Source organism: Streptococcus infantis, assembly GCF_047464155.1.
Lineage (GTDB): Bacteria > Bacillota > Bacilli > Lactobacillales > Streptococcaceae > Streptococcus > Streptococcus infantis_U.
In genome coordinates this window covers 111,209-127,539 of sequence record NZ_JASHCL010000001.1, presented here as the reverse complement: position 1 = coordinate 127,539, position 16,331 = coordinate 111,209, and the positions used below count along the sequence as shown (strand labels likewise).

Sequence of the window (16,331 nt, the reverse complement as noted above, 5' to 3'; positions counted from 1 at the left end):
TGGAAATAGCTTCCAACCTCCTAAATATTACAATTCTACTTTTGCAACTGCTGTTTTAGCTGCAAGAGAACCTGTTTGTTCTAATTTAACTGATTTGATCGCGTCACCATTTGTGAAGACAACTACAGTTGTAGTTTCACGACCAGCTTCACGGATAGCACCCAAGTCAGCTTTGACCAAGAGATCACCAGCAGCGACTGTTTGACCTTCTGAAACCATTACTTCAAATGGTTTTCCTTCAAGACTTACAGTATCAAGACCAATGTGAACAAGAACTTCAAGACCTGCTTCAGTTACAAGACCAAGAGCATGTTTAGTTGGGAAGACGCTTGATACAGTACCAGAAACTGGAGATACAATGTTTCCATTTGCTGGTTCTACTGCAAATCCATCACCCATCATTTTTTGTGAGAAGACTGGATCTTTAACTTGTTCCAATTCAATAACTTGACCATCAGCAACTGAATAAACTTCTTCAGTTACACCTTTGTAGACAACAGCGTCTTTTTGAGAAGCTGCCATTTGACTTGGAAGAGTTTCAGGAATCACTTCACCTGAGTCAAGGATATCTTGGATATCTGATTTCAAAACGTCAGCTTTAGGACCGTAGATAGCTTGGACACCTTGTCCTTTCATGACAAGTCCCATAGCTCCTTCAGCTTTCCATTGTTCTTCAGTTCCGACTTTTTCTGCATCTTTTACAGTAACGCGAAGACGAGTCATACATGCGTCGACATCAACGATATTCGCACGTCCACCGAGAAGGTTGATGATGTTAACTGCTTGAGAAGCTTCTGCAACTTTAGTTTCACCAGCAGATGAAGATTCAGAAGAACCATCTGCATTTTCATAGTTACCGTTACGTCCTGGAGTAGCATAGTTGAATTTCTTAATCATGAAGTTAGCGATGAAGTACATGATAAATCCAAAGAGTACTGTTACCCAGATGAAGTTGACAATATCCATACCAAGACCAGCATTGATAGCTAGCGGAGTACGAGTCAAGAATTCGATTGAACCGAATGAGTGCACACGAAGGTTCACAATATCAGCCATTGCAAAGGCAGCACCTTGAACAAGAGCGTAAACAAGGTAAAGAGGTGTTGCGATGAACATGAACATGTACTCAATTGGTTCAGTTACCCCTGTCAAGAATGTTGCAAGAGCAGTTGCGATCATCATACCTTTGTATTGGTGTTTCTTATCTGGATCAACGTTACGGTAAATCGCAACAATGATACCCATCAAGATACCAAACGAACCAATCATTTGTCCAACTTTGAAACGAGCTGGATGTACTGTATCTAACAAGTGTTGGTATTGAGCCGCGTCAGTACCTTTAAGGTTTACAAGGTCTGTTACCCATGCAAGCCAAAGTGGGTCTTGTCCAAATACTTGAGTTCCTTTTGCTGCACCAGTTAAGACATCATAAGTACCACCAAGAGCTGTATAGTTCATTGGGATTGTCAACATGTGGTGAAGTCCAAATGGCAAGAGCAAACGTTCCAAAGTACCATATAAGAATGGTGCTAGAACTGGAGCTGTTTCTTGTGAGTTGGCAATCCAAATACCAAAGTTGTTGATACCTGTTTGTACAACTGGCCAAGCAACTGAAAGAACAATCGCTGCAATCGCTGAACGAAGGATAACAACAAACGGTACAAAACGTTTTCCGTTAAAGAATGAAAGTGCATCAGGCAATTTACGGAAGTTGTAGTATTTGTTAAAGGCAGTTGCCCCTACAAAACCAGAAATAATCCCTACAAATACCCCCATGTTAAGGGCTGGTGCCTCAAGTACACTAATGAAGTAATCAGCAACCTTGATAGATCCACCAAAGATTGTTGAAACCATAGCGTTAGGATCTTTCAACATATCCCCTGATACACCGAAGATTGTACCAGTGATACGGTTAATAAGGATAAATGCAAGACCTGCCGCAAAAGCACCACCAGCACGTTCTTTAGCCCAGCTTCCTCCAATAGCGAGGGCAAACAAAATATGAAGGTTACCGATAACTCCCCAACCAATTTGCTCTAGTACGCCACCAGTAATAACTAGGGGAGCAAGGTTTGGGTCAATCATTGCAAGTGACTTACCGATTGAGATCATCAATCCAGCCGCTGGCATAACAGCGATAACCACCATTAGAGCCTTACCGAATTTCTGCCAAAATTCGAAAGACAAGACATTTTTGAATGTATCTTTCATCATTCAAATCTCCTTTTATATTTATTAGGCAAACGTTTTACGAAAACGTTTGCACTTGTTTGTGACTTAATTATACCACTTTTTATTTTTTTGTAAAGGCTTTTTTAAAAATTTTTTTCTGTCCAATCATTTCAATATCTCTCACTTATTTGCTGACTTTGAGTTTGCGGGTCTTTTCTGATATAATATTAGCTATGAAATCCTATAATACCTTGAATGATTACTATCGAAATTTATTTGGAGAAAAGACTTTTAAAGTCCCTATCGATGCTGGATTTGATTGTCCCAATCGTGATGGTACAGTAGCTCATGGAGGTTGTACTTTCTGTACGGTTTCTGGTTCTGGAGATGCTATCGTTGCGCCTGACGCTCCTATTCGTGAGCAATTTTATAAGGAAATTGACTTTATGCACCGTAAATGGCCAGATGTAAAAAAATATCTAGTCTATTTCCAAAACTTTACTAATACTCATGAAAAGCTCGAAGTGATTCGTGAACGCTATGAACAGGCTATTAATGAACCTGGTGTTGTTGGAATCAATATCGGTACACGACCAGATTGCCTGCCTGATGAGACTATCGAATACTTGACAGATCTGTCAGAACGAATGCATGTTACTGTAGAGTTAGGTTTACAAACAACCTATGAGGAAACTTCTGAATTGATTAACCGTGCCCACTCCTATGAACTCTACGTGGAAACGGTTAAGCGCTTGAGAAAATATCCCAAGATTGAAATTGTAGCTCATTTGATTAATGGTTTACCAGGTGAAACTCATGACATGATGGTGGAAAATGTTCGTCGTTGTGTGACGGATAATTATATTCAAGGGATTAAACTTCACCTACTTCACTTAATGACCAACACTCGGATGCAACGGGATTACCACGAAGGTCGTTTGCAGCTCATGAGTCAGGATGAATATGTCAAGGTTATTTGTGACCAACTAGAAATTATTCCCAAACATATTGTTATCCATCGGATTACGGGTGATGCGCCTAGGGATATGCTGATTGGTCCTATGTGGAGTCTCAACAAATGGGAAGTTCTAAACAGCATTGAAACTGAAATGAGGCGTCGAGGTAGTGTCCAAGGATGCAAGGCTGTAAAACAGGAGTTTATGAATGAAAAGACCACTTGAATTGGCGCATGATTTTCTTGCCCAAGTCATCACCCCAGAGGATATTGTCGTTGATGCGACCATGGGAAATGGCCATGATACCCTTTTTCTAGCTAAGTTAGCTAAACAAGTCTATGCTTTCGATATACAGGAACAAGCTCTAGAAAAGACTAGTCAACGTCTACAAGAAGCTGGTTTGACCAATGTAGACTTAATCCTACAAGGCCACGAAACTGTGAATCAATTTGTGACAGAAGTCAAGGCAGCCATCTTCAATCTAGGTTATCTGCCTTCTGCAGATAAAAGCATTATCACTCAACCTCAGACAACCCTTGAGGCACTTGAAAAACTCTGTCAGATGCTGGTTAAGGGCGGACGGATAGCCATTATGATTTACTACGGGCATGAAGGCGGAGATATAGAGCGAGATGCTGTCTTAGATTTTGTCAGTCAGTTGCCACAACAAGAATACACTGCTACGATCTATCGTACCCTCAACCAAATCAACAATCCACCATTTTTAGTTATGATTGAAAAATTAGAAAGGTATCGCCATGGATAAACAATACCTACGAGATAAAATAGAAGGACTTCGCCACAAATTCGTTGAATCAACCCAACATGAACGTGCAGTTGGTATGTTAGATGAAGCCCATATGAGCAAGAAGATGTTAAAAATCAAGAAAAAAATGATAACACTTGAAATGGAGCGTTGTCAAAAGAAAATTGAGCACAAGGATTGCTCGAAGATTGATCAAAAAATCCAAGAACAAAAGGAACTTTTTGAAGCTTGTCGCAAACAAAAATAAGGAGGTAGAAGATGAATTTACTTTTTTATCTCCTAGTATTTTTGCTAGTTCTTATTGTTTCTAGCACGACCAATAAACTTCTGCCCTTTTTACCCATGCCCCTGATTCAAATATTGTTAGGGATTGGAATTGGGCTTTGCTTACCCAACAACCAATATCACTTAGATACGGAGTTGTTTCTAGCTTTAGTCATTGGTCCACTACTCTTTCGTGAAGCTCAAGAAGCAGATGTAACCTCTATCTTAAAGCACTGGAGAATCGTTCTCTACTTGATTTTCCCAGTTATCTTTATATCAGCTCTGAGCATGGGGGGACTCGCTCATGTCCTTTGGGCTAGCCTACCATTAGCCGCCTGTGTAGCAGTTGGTGCTGCCTTAGGGCCTACAGACCTAGTTGCCTTCGCTTCCCTTTCTCAACGTTTTTCCTTTCCAAAACGGGTTTCTAATATCTTAAAGGGGGAAGGTCTTCTTAATGATGCTTCTGGTCTAGTAGCCTTTCGTGTGGCTCTCATCGCTTGGACAACAGGAACATTTTCGCTCACCCAAGCCGGAACTTCATTAGCTATTTCCATTGTTGGAGGTTTTGCAGTCGGCCTTATAACAGCCCTAATCAATCGTTTCCTCCATACTTTTCTACTCAGTGTTCGAGCTACTGATATAGCCAGTGAACTCTTGCTGGATCTTAGTTTACCTCTTCTAACCTTCTTCATAGCTGAAGGAATTCATGTTTCAGGTATTATCGCCGTTGTTGTCGCTGGTATTTTAAAAGCTAGTCGTTTTAAAAAGATCAATCTTCTCGAAGCTCAAGTGGATACAGTGACCGAGACCGTTTGGCACACTGTTACCTTTATGCTCAATGGTTCTGTCTTTGTCCTGTTAGGAATGGAACTGGAAATGATTGCGGAACCGATTCTTAAGAGTGCTTTTTATAATAATGTGCTTCTTCTCGTCACAGTCTTTCTTTTAACCTTCCTACTCTTTGCCATCCGCTTTGTGATGATTTACGGCTTTTACGCTTTTCGGATCAAGAAACTTCATAAAAGCTTAGACAAGTATGTCAAAGATATGCTTCTCCTTACCTTTTCTGGCGTCAAGGGAACTGTATCCATTGCCACTATCCTCTTGATACCGTCTAACTTAGAGCAAGAATATCCTCTCCTTCTCTTTCTCGTAGCTGGTGTAACCCTGGTCAGTTTTCTTACTGGATTATTGGTACTTCCACACCTTTCTGAAGAGCAAGAGCCATCTAAGGATCATCTCATGCATATCGCTATCCTAAATGATGTTGCCATGGAGTTAGAGAAAGATTTGGACAATACCAAAAACAAGGTTCCACTCTATGCGGCTATTGACAATTATCATGGACGGATTGAAAACCTCATCCTCAGCCAGGAAAATAAGGAAATTCAGGAAGACTGGGAAGCTCTGAAACTATTGATTCTCAGTATCGAGAACGATGGTTTGGAACAAGCTTACGAAGAGGGTAAAATCAGTGAAAGAGCTTACCGTGTTTATCAACGGTACTTGAAAAGCATGGAGAAAAATATTAAGCGAAACTTTGCTTCTCGCCTAACCTACTACTTCCTTGTTTCTATACGGATTGTGCGTTTTCTCCTTCATGAGTTGCTCACATTTGGAAAAACCTTTCGTTCTTGGAGAGACAAGGAAAACCAAAGACTTCTTGCCATCGATTATGACCAGATTGCAGAACTCTACCTAGCTAATACTGAAATTATCATCGAGAGTTTGGAAAACCTTAAAGGGATTTATAAAAGTTCTCTGATCAGCTTCATGCAGGAATCTCGTCTCCGTGAAACCAGTCATATTACGAGTGGCGCCTTTGTGGAACGGGTTATCAATCGTATCAAACCCAATAATATTGATGAAATGCTCAGGGGCTACTATCTAGAACGTAAGTCTATCTTTGAATACGAGAAACAAAAACTTATTTCAGCCCAGTATGCTAAAAAACTGCGACAAAATGTGAACAACCTAGAAACCTATTCTCTAAAAGAATCAGCCAACACATTACCTTATGATATGATGGAATTAGTTCGAAGAAATTAAAGTCTATACAAAATAAGAAAAACTGGAGGTTTGTGAAATGAAAAAGTTGTGGAAACAGCTGAACGATAGACCATTATTAAAAGCTTTTTTACACTACTATCAAGCCTCTGATAGCGAGCTAACCAGCGTTGCTGTTGCCTACTATTGGTTGATTTCAATCTTCCCTTTACTCATGATAGTGGTCAATATCTTACCCTACTTTCAAATTCCCATCTCAAACTTTCTATTAACCATCAAGGAATTTTTACCAGATACAATCTATGAAGTTGTTGCAAAGATTGTCAGAGAAGTTCTGACTCAACCATCGACAGGTTTACTGAGTTTTGCTATCTTATCAGCTCTTTGGACTTTCTCCAAATCCATGAATTTTCTTCAAAAGGCTTTTAATAAAGCCTATGGAATCGCAAAAAACAGAGGAATCATCTCACATCAGCTGATGAGTCTCTTAGTTAGCTTTGGACTTCAAATTCTCTTTGCGCTTGCTCTATTCCTTAGTATGTTTGGCCATATGCTATTGGATTTGCTTAAAAACTACTGGAAATCCGAGAGTGCTCTGTTTTCTTATCTACAAGATTTTACAGGACCTCTGATTTATGCCTTTCTTTTTGCAATCGTAATCATGCTCTATTATTTCCTACCAAATGTTAAAGTAAGTAAGATTCGCTACGTCATACCCGGAAGTCTCTTTGTACTAGTTACAACGATTGCTTTATTAAACATCTTTGCAGCTTATTTCAACAATTATGTTAACTATCTCGTTGACGTCAGATTTTTCAGTTCGATCGTCGTCGTTGTCATGATGTTCTGGTTCATTATCATAGCCAAGATATTAATTATCGGTGCCGTCATCAATGCCAGTGTTCAAAGTTTGAAGGATCCAGACTTTAAAGCAAATCAATAATTTTTTATCGATTAATACTCAATGAAAATCAAAGAGCAAACTAGGAAGCGAGCCGCAGGTTGCTCAAAACACCATTTTGAGGTTGTGGATAGAACTGACGAAGGCAGCTCAAAATACTATTTTGAGGTTACAGATGGAAGCTGACGTGGTTTGAAGAGATTTTCGAAGAGTATAAACAAATCAATCCTCCAGTCATTTAATACTGGGGGATTTTTGAATTTCCTACTTTATTGTCCACTCGTTAGGGCTTGCAATTCTGTTTTTAGATAGTGAGCTAAATGTTGGTGAGCAAAAATATTAGCATTTTTTTCTGCAGTAGGATTGTAGTTAGTGTTGGTATTTACATCATAAACATAAATATCACCACTCTCTGACTGAACCCATTCAATAGCAGCAACTTCAATCTGAGCATTTTTCAAGAAGTTCTCATAAGCTTCTCTCCGGTCATCTGGTAGAGGTTCTGTAATCTGGAATTTTTCAGACGTTTCTAGTTGCTCTGGTCTCTTGCCGATTTGGCAACCATCTGCTGGACACAGTTGGAAACCATCTGAAGAATCGATAGAAACAGTATAGAGAAACTTCTGATTGATAAACTCTGAACGACGGATACGTCCATCACTTGGCTTGATGTAGGCTTGTAACAAGGTAATCCCGTCCACTGATGGTTCAAAGAGAGGACTATTGACATAAGCTTCAAGTTCTTCTTCATTTTGAAAGAGTTGAACGCCTAATCCCTTACCTGCTCGATTGTGCTTGGTAATCAAAGGATAAATGTTCAATTTTCTTGCTGCTTCAATGATATTTTCTTGACCTAAAACTGCAACTGTCGCAGGAGTCTCAATACCAGACTCGTTTAACTTCAAATATTGTTTGACTTTACTGATTTCTAGGTTGATAGCTCCAGTACCATTCACAACCTTGCGTCCATGTGCCTCCAACCAAGTAATCACCTGCTCTGTAAACTCTGGCGCATAGCGATGTCCTCTGGTGTGAGAAGACGCAGACATACGATTGTAGAAGATACCCTGTGGCGGTGGACTTTGCAAATCCAAAATTCCACTAGACAAATCCCACAGTTCATAAGGGACTTCTAGTTCTTCCAACCATTTGACCAAATGCTGGGTCCATTCAAGATTCTCATGAATCACATAAACTTTTGCTTCACTCATTACTTATCATCTCCTTAAGAAAAGCTGACTGAAAGTTGGCTTTCCTTTTCTTCTTCTAAAATATATCCTTCTGTTTTTTCAATAACGCTGACTGTTAAGATTTGACCCAAAACATTGATCATAGTACGTCCAGCATTGACAAAGAAATCAACTGCAAAGATTAAGGCTACTCCTTCAACTGGCAATCCCAGTTGAGGCGCTGCTGCTAATAGAACCACGATAGCCCCTGATGGCACAGTTGCCGCAGTTTTTCCAATCAAGGTCAAGAGTAAAACAGTAAACAAGAGACTTGATAAAGAAAATTGAATGCCGTAGGCATGCGCGATAAAGATTGTCGCTACTGAGAAATAAACTGCTGCTCCCTCTAAGTTAAAAGTATATCCTAAAGGAACAACTAAATCAATTGTATGCTCGTCATGGCCCTGTTTTTTTAAATCTTTAAGAAGGGATGGCAAGACAACACTAGAACTACCCGTAACAAAGGCCAGAGTCAAGAGACTCCAATTTTCACGAAAGGCTGACAAATACGGTACTTTAAAGAAGAAAGCAATCAAAGGGAAAATAAGCAGAACCAATACAGCGTAAGCCAAGTAAGTTCCAATTACAAATTGGCCAAGCCCAATCAACTTGTCAACACCAGTAGTTGCAACATCTTTAGCGATAAATCCAAAAATTCCAATCGGTGATAGTTTAATAATCACTGCAACAATCTTATAGATGGCTTCAATCCAGATTTGAAAACCTTCGATAATCTTCTGAGATTTCTCAGACTTAAGATTCCCAATTCCGTAACCAAGAAAGATTGCAAAAACGATAATTGGCAATAGAGCGCCATCTGAAAGAGATTTAACGATATTTGATGGAATGAAACCAAGCAAAAATTCGCTAAACTTGACATTGTTGGCAATCCCATCAAGGTTTCCACCAGTTTGACCGATATTCACTCCTTGACCAAAGCCCAAATAGTAACTAGCAAATACAAACAAAAGAGTAATAGCAGTTGTTACGGCAAAAAAGTAAACCAAACTCTTGGTCAAGATTTTCCCGAAAGATTTTTTCCCGATAACTCCAGCTACTGCAACAACGATGGTTGGGAAGATTAGCGGAATGATAACCATATTGATCAATTTAATAAAGGCTTGACCTAAAAATTGATAAAAGCCTGCAAATTGTGGCCAGATAAGGGCAGCGATAACACCCAAGACCAAAGCCACCAATAATTGGATGCCTAGTGAGAGTTTTGACCATAAAGTAACTAATTTCATAAGAAACTCCTTTGTTTTATTTGCTACTCATTCTACTACTATTCTTCTCTCCTGACTAATATATATTTTTTATTGTCACCATAAAAAAGATTTATAATGAACGTTCAAACTATTCCAACTTCACAAAGTAAATCACATTGATGTTTGATATAGTATAAAAGATCAGTTTCTAAACAAAAATTTTTAGAAAAACACTGTTAAATCAAGGAATATGCTTTCCTTTTATTCAAATTTTATGATACAATATTGTTATGATTCTAATGAAACTCGCTTCCGTCTTGCTTTTGGTGTTAACCTTGGCTTTGGCTATTATCTTTAGTAGATTCTTCAAGCTAAAGAAAAAGGGGATTAACTTTGCAGATTTGGCTTTTCCTTTTCTGATTTTTGAATACTATTTGATCACTGGAAAGGTTTATACACACAATCAACTTCCGATATTGGGAGCAGCCTTATCTTTGTTGGCAATCACTCTAGCCTTTTTCTTCTTGAGCAAAAAACGTAGTTTTTATTATCCAAAATTCCTTAAATTCTTTTGGAGAGCTGGATTTCTACTCACATTGCTCATCTACATCGTTATGATTGTTCAAATCTTCATGATGAAATAAAAATAAATCATGCCAGCACCTCAACAGTTGGCGACTAGTTTTTCCACATGAGGTGCTTTTCTAATGACATTTTAAAAAGAGATTATTAAAAAAAATAGGAGATCAAACAAGTGAAAAAAACGCTCTTGGCAAGTGCCATCACCCTTACTTTTCTAGGATTCGCAACAACCCCTGCTTTTGCTGAAGAAAATAACCTAAAAACTACTACAGCAGAAACGACACAAGAGACTACAACTGTAAATAAAGTAGAGAATAACAAACCTTCAACCAAGGAAACTGCTCCTTCAACAGAGGCAAGTTCAAGCCTGCCTACAACATCTACTACAACTCCAAGTACTAGTCCAGCTAAGAAAGAAGAAAGCAAGGCACCTGAAGTCAAAAAAGAGGGTTGGGTATTTGAAGAAAATATCTGGCGCTTCTATGAGGCCAACAAGGCTGCTGTCAATTGGAAAAAAATTCACGGTAAATGGTACTACTTCGATAAGGATGGTATCATGCTCAGTGATACGATTTATGATGGATACATACTGACTAGTAGCGGGGGTATGGTCGATAGTGGCTGGGCTAAAATTAAAGATAAATGGTATTATACTAATCCATCTGGAAAAATCGTTAAACAAGACTGGAAAAAGATTGGCGGTGTATGGTACTACTTTGATAAAGATGGTATCATGCTCAGCAACACCATTTTTGACGATTATATCTTTACCAATAGTGGGGCTATGGCCGAGAGCGCTTGGGTCAAACAAGATGGTAAATGGTACTATGCCCAAGCTTCTGGCAAATTAAGTAAAAATAAGTGGGATAAAATTGGTGGTACTTGGTACTACTTTAATAAAGATGCCACTATGGCAAGTAATCAATGGCAAGGGAGCTACTACCTAAAAGCTAGCGGTGCCATGGCTGAAAGAGAATGGATTTTCGATAAAAACTATAATAGTTGGTTCTATTTAAAATCAGGTGGTACTTATGCAGCACGTGAATGGATTGGTTCATACTACCTCAAGTCAGGTGGTTACATGGCTAAGAGTGAATGGATCGATGACAGCTATTACAATGCCCGTTACTATGTAGATGAAAATGGTGTCTATGTCACAGGAACTCGTAAAATCGATGGAAAAGCACATCAGTTCCAAAGTAATGGAAAATGGATTGGTGAAGTTCCAGTAAGTCGTGGATTTGAAAAAGGAAAATACACGAAAACTGTTTTCTTAGATCCAGGACACGGTGGTAAAGATCCTGGTGCTGTTTACTATAACACGAATGAAAAAGACCTCACCATGCAAGTTTACAAGAAACTACGCAAAGAGCTAGAAGGTCTTGGTTATACCGTTCTTTCTTCGAGAGATAGTGATGTCTATGTTGACTTTATTACTGAACGTTCAAAAATGGTCAACAATACAAACTCAGATATCTTCATAAGTATTCACTTCAATGCTAGTGGCAGCCCTGCTTCTAACCGTTCAGGAATTCAGACCTATTCTTACGAAGACGACCCGGGCTATCGCTCTAAGATTAATCCATACTGGCATAACCATCCTGATCGTATCAGTGAAAGTAATCGCCTGGCTGCTGATATCCACTATTCTCTTCTAGCTGAAACAGGTGCCAAGGATGCAGGTCTCCTCCAAAGTAGCTTTGCTGTCCTTCGAGAAACGGATAAACCAGCTGTTCTATTGGAGCTTGGTTACATTGACAATTTCAACGAAAACCAACAAATTCGTAGCGATGCTTACCAAAATAGATTGGTGGCAGGTATTGTCAAAGGTATTCAAAAATATTACGCAGGCAAATAAAGAAAAAACCTCGAGAAATCTCGAGGCTTTTTTTGTATTATGCTTCTTTCTTATTAGCGTCAGGAAAGAGAAATCCAATTCCCACACAAGCTAGCACACCAGCACCGATTACTAAACCACTTGAAAGTGGCAAGATATCAAGAATGGCATTGGCGATGATAAAGGCAATAATCAAGCTCATGAGACTGGCCTTATAATCTTTCTTGACTAGATTTTCAAGAGTGAAAAATAGAAATAGACCTACTGGAAAGAGTGCCCAGATGTTAACATCCAAACTTGGCCATCCAACTAAACCAAAAAATAAGACTGCTGCTGCAACGACTAAAAATCCGATACCTAATACTTTTTTCATGATATTACCTCATTTTCTATTTTGTTAGGAAGCTTTATCTCCCCTTGACAGTTACTACTATAACAGAAATAAAAATCGCATACAATAGCTTTTGCCTATGTGGTAGTCATGATAGACTATGTGGTCAAAATCTTATTAAAAGAAAAAAAGAAGTCCAAGAGGACTTCTTTCACACTGCCGATTGCAGGGATCGAACCTGTGACCTACGCGTTACGAGTGCGTTGCTCTACCAACTGAGCTAAATCGGCGATTACCCTTATAGTATAGCACTATAAGGAAGGATGTCAAGGAATTTTATCTCCATTAAAAAAAGCCTGTCCTAAGACGAGACTTTGAGTTTCTTCCTTTTATGAACCCGCACTTTCGTAGGCATCCAAGCCCCTGTCCCATAGTTTCAAAGAAATGACAAAGAAGACAAGGGAAATCAGAATCAAACCACCAATATTAAAGAGTCCATCCTTGTCCTGCAAGAAATAGCTGGCAGGATAGTAGGCCGTAAAGGCGAAAGGTACAATAAAGCTAATTAACCAACGAAGGAGCGAATTGTAAATGGAAATCGGGTACTTGGCAAAATCATTAAACATATAGAAAATGTAAATCATGGCACCTGACTGCTTGGTCCAAAAAGCGATGCTGGCTGTCGCAATTTTCAAGGAAGTATAAATCAAGGTCGCAAAAGGAATACAAACTAGAAAAATCAGGAATTTTGGAAGAGTCCAAGCAATGCTAGTCGCCGTTGTCGCTAGTAAAATTCCACCGACCAAAAGTTCACCCAAGGCATCAATCTGAAAGGTCTCAACGAGGATGTGAAAGAGAGGATTGATAGGACGAGTCAGATACTTGTCAAACTCCCCTTTTCGAACTAGTCGTTGACCTAAAGCCCAGAGATTGTCAAAAAAGAGATGATCTAGTCCCTTTGGAATTAAGGAAAATCCATAGATAAAGGCAATTTCTTGAAAAGTCCAACCTTCTAGCGAGGGAATGTGTTGAAAGATGACATTGAGAAACAAGAGGTTCAGGCCTTGAGTCAGAAAGACTCCCAACACACCAACCACAAAATCTACCTTGTATTCCATGATTTGCTTGATGTACTGTCTGATAAAAATCAGATGCATGCGTTGATATTTTTTCATACTAACCTCCCTGAATGGTGATAAATGACTGGACTCGTTTCCAAATCAACTGAGACAAGCCCACCATCACTATAAGCCAGAAAAGCTGAAGCAAAAGTGCTTGAAGAATCTGACTAGCATCGTATTTCCCAACAATAATCATGACCGGAGTGTAAATTAAGGATGAGAAAGGTAAGAAGGACAGAATATCTGAAATGACCTTTGGAAAGAAAGCCAAGGGAATCAAACTTCCAGACATAAAGGCCACTATGGAAGTCTTAAGTAGGTTGGAACCCCAAAGATTTTTAAATACAAAGGCTGAAAATCCAAAGCAGATATTAAAGAAAAAGTTAATCAGATAGGCCAGCGTTAAGCTAAAAAGATAAAGGGTAGTTAGTCCCAGCACTTCTACAATCCCTTGCCCAGATAAGATTTTCATCAAAACAATGACACTTAAAAATGGCAGTCCAACAGAGATAAAAATCAACCACTTGGAGCCAAGTTCAGTGAAAAGGTAAGAGGCCGCAAAATGCACTGGTCTCAGCAAGCGCATGATAATGGAACCATCCTTGACCTCATCACCAATCATAAAGGAAGAATCCGACCTAGTCAGAAGATTAGTCACAAAACTCATGATGATGTAGAGGGTGATATCCGCCATACTGAAGCCCTGAATCAAAGGCTCCTGGGAGGAATCAAAGACAGCCTTCCAGAGATAAAAGGCCACAAAAGCACCCATGACATCGCCAATCCGATAAAGAATAAAGTTGACTCGATAGCTAATCAACTCCTGAATCCCTGCATTGATAAAGGGTTTATAACGTCTCCACAATTTGACCATCTTAGAGCTCCTTTCGGTAGAAGCGACGGATAATATCTTCAATATCCGTATCCACCATCTTCAAATCACGGATTTCAAAATCAGACAGGGTTTGCTTGATAATATCAGCTGACTGGTAGCGAGAACTATCAAATTCAATAGTCAGGTTATTTCCTTGTCTATCAATGGATATATCAGACAAGCCTTCATAATGAGAGACGAGATGACTTTGACCTGGCATCAGCTCAAAGGAAAGAGTCTTCATCTTGCCAAAGGTCTCCTTGAGCTGGCCAACCGTCCCATCAAAAATCTCCTGCCCCTTGTCAATCATAAAAATCCGATCACACAGTTGCTCAATGTCGCTCAAGTCGTGAGTGGTCAAGAGAATAGTGGTCTCTTCCTCCTGATTGATCTGGGTGATAGCCCGACGAATGTTATCCTTGACCGACACATCCAAACCAATAGTTGGCTCATCTAAAAAAAGAACCTTGGGATTGTGAAGCAAGGAAGCCGCAATATCCGCCCGCATCCGTTGACCTAGTGAAAGAGTCCGAACAGGATCCTTGATAAAGTCCTTCAAATCCAAAACTTCATTCAAAAAATCCATGCGCTTGTGAAAGAGCGAGTCCGGGACATCGTAAATCTCCTTCAAAACCGTGTAAGTCTCTTGCAGTGCCAAATCCCACCATAGCTGAGTACGTTGTCCGAAGACAACTCCAATGTCCTTGACATAATCCTGGCGATTATCCTGGGGAATCTTGCCGTTAATCCGACAAAAACCAGATGTCGGTTTCAAAATCCCTGTTAGCATTTTGATAGTTGTCGACTTCCCAGCACCATTAGCTCCGATAAAGCCTAGAATCTGCCCCTTGGGTACTTCAAAAGTCAAATCCTTGACCGCTTCAAAGGTCTGCTTTTCAGGATGAATAAAGGAACGCAAAGCCCCCTTCAAACCTGGCTCCTTTACTGTCTTCACAAAATTTTTCTGAAGATGTTCCACTTCTATCATTGCCATATATCTCTCCCTTTAGTAAGAAATTGTTAAATCAAGCTCCTGAACATTCAAGCACGATTTCTTATCTCTTAAAATCTGCCTTCTTTTTCAACATAAGGAAAGAAAGCTCTAATAACACCCTATTATAGTGCAAATGTCTAAGGAAAACAAGTGTTAATTTATATCGAAAATTTTTATCCCTAAGAAAAGATAAAAAGGTGATGCTGCATCACCTCCCTCTACCAAGTTAAGTCTTCAATCATGCTTCTTACTTGTGAATCAAGAGTCTTATCCTTCTTCAGTTCTCCAACCAAAATCTGAATCTGCCGGACTAGATTTGGATCATTGTCATTATAGCATCGATGAAGCATCCAGATGTTATGCACAGTTGGACTTTTTAGAACTGACTCCATCAATAATTCCTCATAGCCTTGATGATAAAATCGCTCCACAAAGTGAACCAACTCACCTGGAGCTCCAAAATCTACTTCTGGATGCTTGGAAATAAAGTCTAAGACGGGGTCAACCAAATCAAAGGGTTGAGAGAAAGACTCCATGGCATCTACAATCTCGTCTGCCAACTCAAATTCTTGGTCTTCAGTAATTGCATCATGCAAAGCAACTAGCATATCATCTTTAGTAAGCATCTGATTCTCCTTTTCAACTTTTCCATATCGTTATTCGTTTTCGAACTTCTTCTTCACTCATCAAATCTTGTTCGTAAGTAGTTTTCAAACTCCTTTTGGGATAAATCACTAGGAAGTTCAAACACATACTCATATCCTTCATCACAAAAGGAAACCTTCTCTTCAGGTGGAAACCATTTCCGAAGCCAGACGATATAGGAGGCATAATCTTGTAACCTGTTCGTTGAATCAAAGTAATCAATCACAAAAATATTTTTCTTGCTACTCAGTGAACTTTCCAAAGTAAGCTGAGGACTTTGATAATCCCAAGAAAGCGAGTAAGCTTTTTCAGGATTCGTCCTTTCTCTGATCAAAATACCTGGGAACTTTTCTCTCAAAGCAGTACAAAAGGCTTGTAAATCTAGGAATATGGGGTCTTTACTCTCAACAAAGACAAAATCAGCAGTACTCATCAGTCTCTCTC

General features: G+C 39.3%; 16 protein-coding genes and 1 tRNA gene. 7 read left to right on the top strand and 10 right to left on the bottom strand.

Annotated features, from left to right (window positions below; translation table 11 throughout):
- Nucleotides 1-27: 27 nt before the first annotated feature.
- Nucleotides 28-2,214, bottom strand: a complete 2,187-nt coding sequence (locus tag QM810_RS00600) for a PTS transporter subunit IIBC (protein WP_414253469.1) — start codon at nt 2,212-2,214, stop codon at nt 28-30.
- Nucleotides 2,215-2,405: 191 nt separating this feature from the next.
- Between QM810_RS00600 and QM810_RS00595 the strand changes: the two genes are divergently transcribed.
- The 5 genes from QM810_RS00595 to QM810_RS00575 are packed head-to-tail and all read left to right on the top strand — an operon-like array spanning nt 2,406 to nt 7,108.
- Nucleotides 2,406-3,353 (top strand): TIGR01212 family radical SAM protein, encoded by a 948-nt coding sequence (locus QM810_RS00595; protein WP_414253468.1) that lies wholly within the window; start codon nt 2,406-2,408, stop codon nt 3,351-3,353.
- Entirely contained in the window at nt 3,337-3,894 is a 558-nt protein-coding gene (locus QM810_RS00590; protein ID WP_414253467.1) for a class I SAM-dependent methyltransferase, read from the top strand. Before QM810_RS00595 ends, QM810_RS00590 begins: the two co-directional genes overlap by 17 nt.
- A complete protein-coding gene (locus tag QM810_RS00585) occupies nt 3,887-4,141 on the top strand; it encodes a hypothetical protein (RefSeq protein ID WP_006150587.1) in 255 nt (84 codons plus the stop codon). Before QM810_RS00590 ends, QM810_RS00585 begins: the two co-directional genes overlap by 8 nt.
- A gap of 11 nt (nt 4,142-4,152) precedes the next feature.
- Nucleotides 4,153-6,207: a cation:proton antiporter gene (locus tag QM810_RS00580; protein ID WP_414253466.1), complete on the top strand. Its 2,055-nt coding sequence runs from the start codon at nt 4,153-4,155 to the stop codon at nt 6,205-6,207.
- A 37-nt stretch (nt 6,208-6,244) separates the two neighbouring features.
- Complete coding sequence (locus QM810_RS00575) at nt 6,245-7,108, top strand: YihY/virulence factor BrkB family protein (protein ID WP_414253465.1); 864 nt, start codon at nt 6,245-6,247, stop codon at nt 7,106-7,108.
- 227 nt (nt 7,109-7,335) lie between these two features.
- Here the strand turns inward: QM810_RS00575 and QM810_RS00570 are convergent, their stop codons facing one another.
- Both QM810_RS00570 and QM810_RS00565 read right to left on the bottom strand, forming a co-directional pair.
- Nucleotides 7,336-8,277, bottom strand: coding sequence for an ATP-grasp domain-containing protein (locus QM810_RS00570; protein WP_414253464.1), 942 nt, complete (start codon nt 8,275-8,277; stop codon nt 7,336-7,338).
- Between the two features lie 14 nt (nt 8,278-8,291).
- The gene (locus QM810_RS00565) at nt 8,292-9,542 is read right to left on the bottom strand and encodes a dicarboxylate/amino acid:cation symporter (RefSeq protein WP_414253463.1); all 1,251 of its coding nucleotides are present in this window, start codon (nt 9,540-9,542) and stop codon (nt 8,292-8,294) included.
- A 245-nt stretch (nt 9,543-9,787) separates the two neighbouring features.
- Between QM810_RS00565 and QM810_RS00560 the strand changes: the two genes are divergently transcribed.
- Nucleotides 9,788-10,147: a DUF3397 domain-containing protein gene (locus QM810_RS00560; protein ID WP_281137969.1), complete on the top strand. Its 360-nt coding sequence runs from the start codon at nt 9,788-9,790 to the stop codon at nt 10,145-10,147.
- A 110-nt stretch (nt 10,148-10,257) separates the two neighbouring features.
- The gene (locus tag QM810_RS00555; protein ID WP_414253462.1) at nt 10,258-11,943 is read left to right on the top strand and encodes an N-acetylmuramoyl-L-alanine amidase; all 1,686 of its coding nucleotides are present in this window, start codon (nt 10,258-10,260) and stop codon (nt 11,941-11,943) included.
- Between the two features lie 37 nt (nt 11,944-11,980).
- Here the strand turns inward: QM810_RS00555 and QM810_RS00550 are convergent, their stop codons facing one another.
- From QM810_RS00550 to QM810_RS00520, 7 genes are all read right to left on the bottom strand, one after another.
- Nucleotides 11,981-12,295, bottom strand: coding sequence for a hypothetical protein (locus tag QM810_RS00550; protein WP_414253461.1), 315 nt, complete (start codon nt 12,293-12,295; stop codon nt 11,981-11,983).
- A 175-nt stretch (nt 12,296-12,470) separates the two neighbouring features.
- A tRNA-Thr gene (locus QM810_RS00545) sits at nt 12,471-12,543 on the bottom strand.
- A gap of 99 nt (nt 12,544-12,642) precedes the next feature.
- Nucleotides 12,643-13,428 (bottom strand): ABC transporter permease, encoded by a 786-nt coding sequence (locus tag QM810_RS00540; RefSeq protein WP_003017328.1) that lies wholly within the window; start codon nt 13,426-13,428, stop codon nt 12,643-12,645.
- A gap of 1 nt (nt 13,429) precedes the next feature.
- The gene (locus QM810_RS00535) at nt 13,430-14,248 is read right to left on the bottom strand and encodes an ABC transporter permease (RefSeq protein WP_003017344.1); all 819 of its coding nucleotides are present in this window, start codon (nt 14,246-14,248) and stop codon (nt 13,430-13,432) included.
- Between the two features lies 1 nt (nt 14,249).
- Nucleotides 14,250-15,242 carry an ABC transporter ATP-binding protein gene (locus QM810_RS00530; RefSeq protein ID WP_414253460.1) on the bottom strand — a complete coding sequence of 331 codons (993 nt, stop codon included), beginning with the start codon at nt 15,240-15,242 and terminating at the stop codon, nt 14,250-14,252.
- Between the two features lie 218 nt (nt 15,243-15,460).
- On the bottom strand, nt 15,461-15,868 hold the full coding sequence (locus QM810_RS00525; RefSeq protein WP_414253459.1) for a hypothetical protein: 408 nt from the start codon (nt 15,866-15,868) through the stop codon (nt 15,461-15,463).
- Nucleotides 15,869-15,921: 53 nt separating this feature from the next.
- Nucleotides 15,922-16,320: a hypothetical protein gene (locus tag QM810_RS00520; protein WP_414253458.1), complete on the bottom strand. Its 399-nt coding sequence runs from the start codon at nt 16,318-16,320 to the stop codon at nt 15,922-15,924.
- Nucleotides 16,321-16,331: the final 11 nt, after the last annotated feature.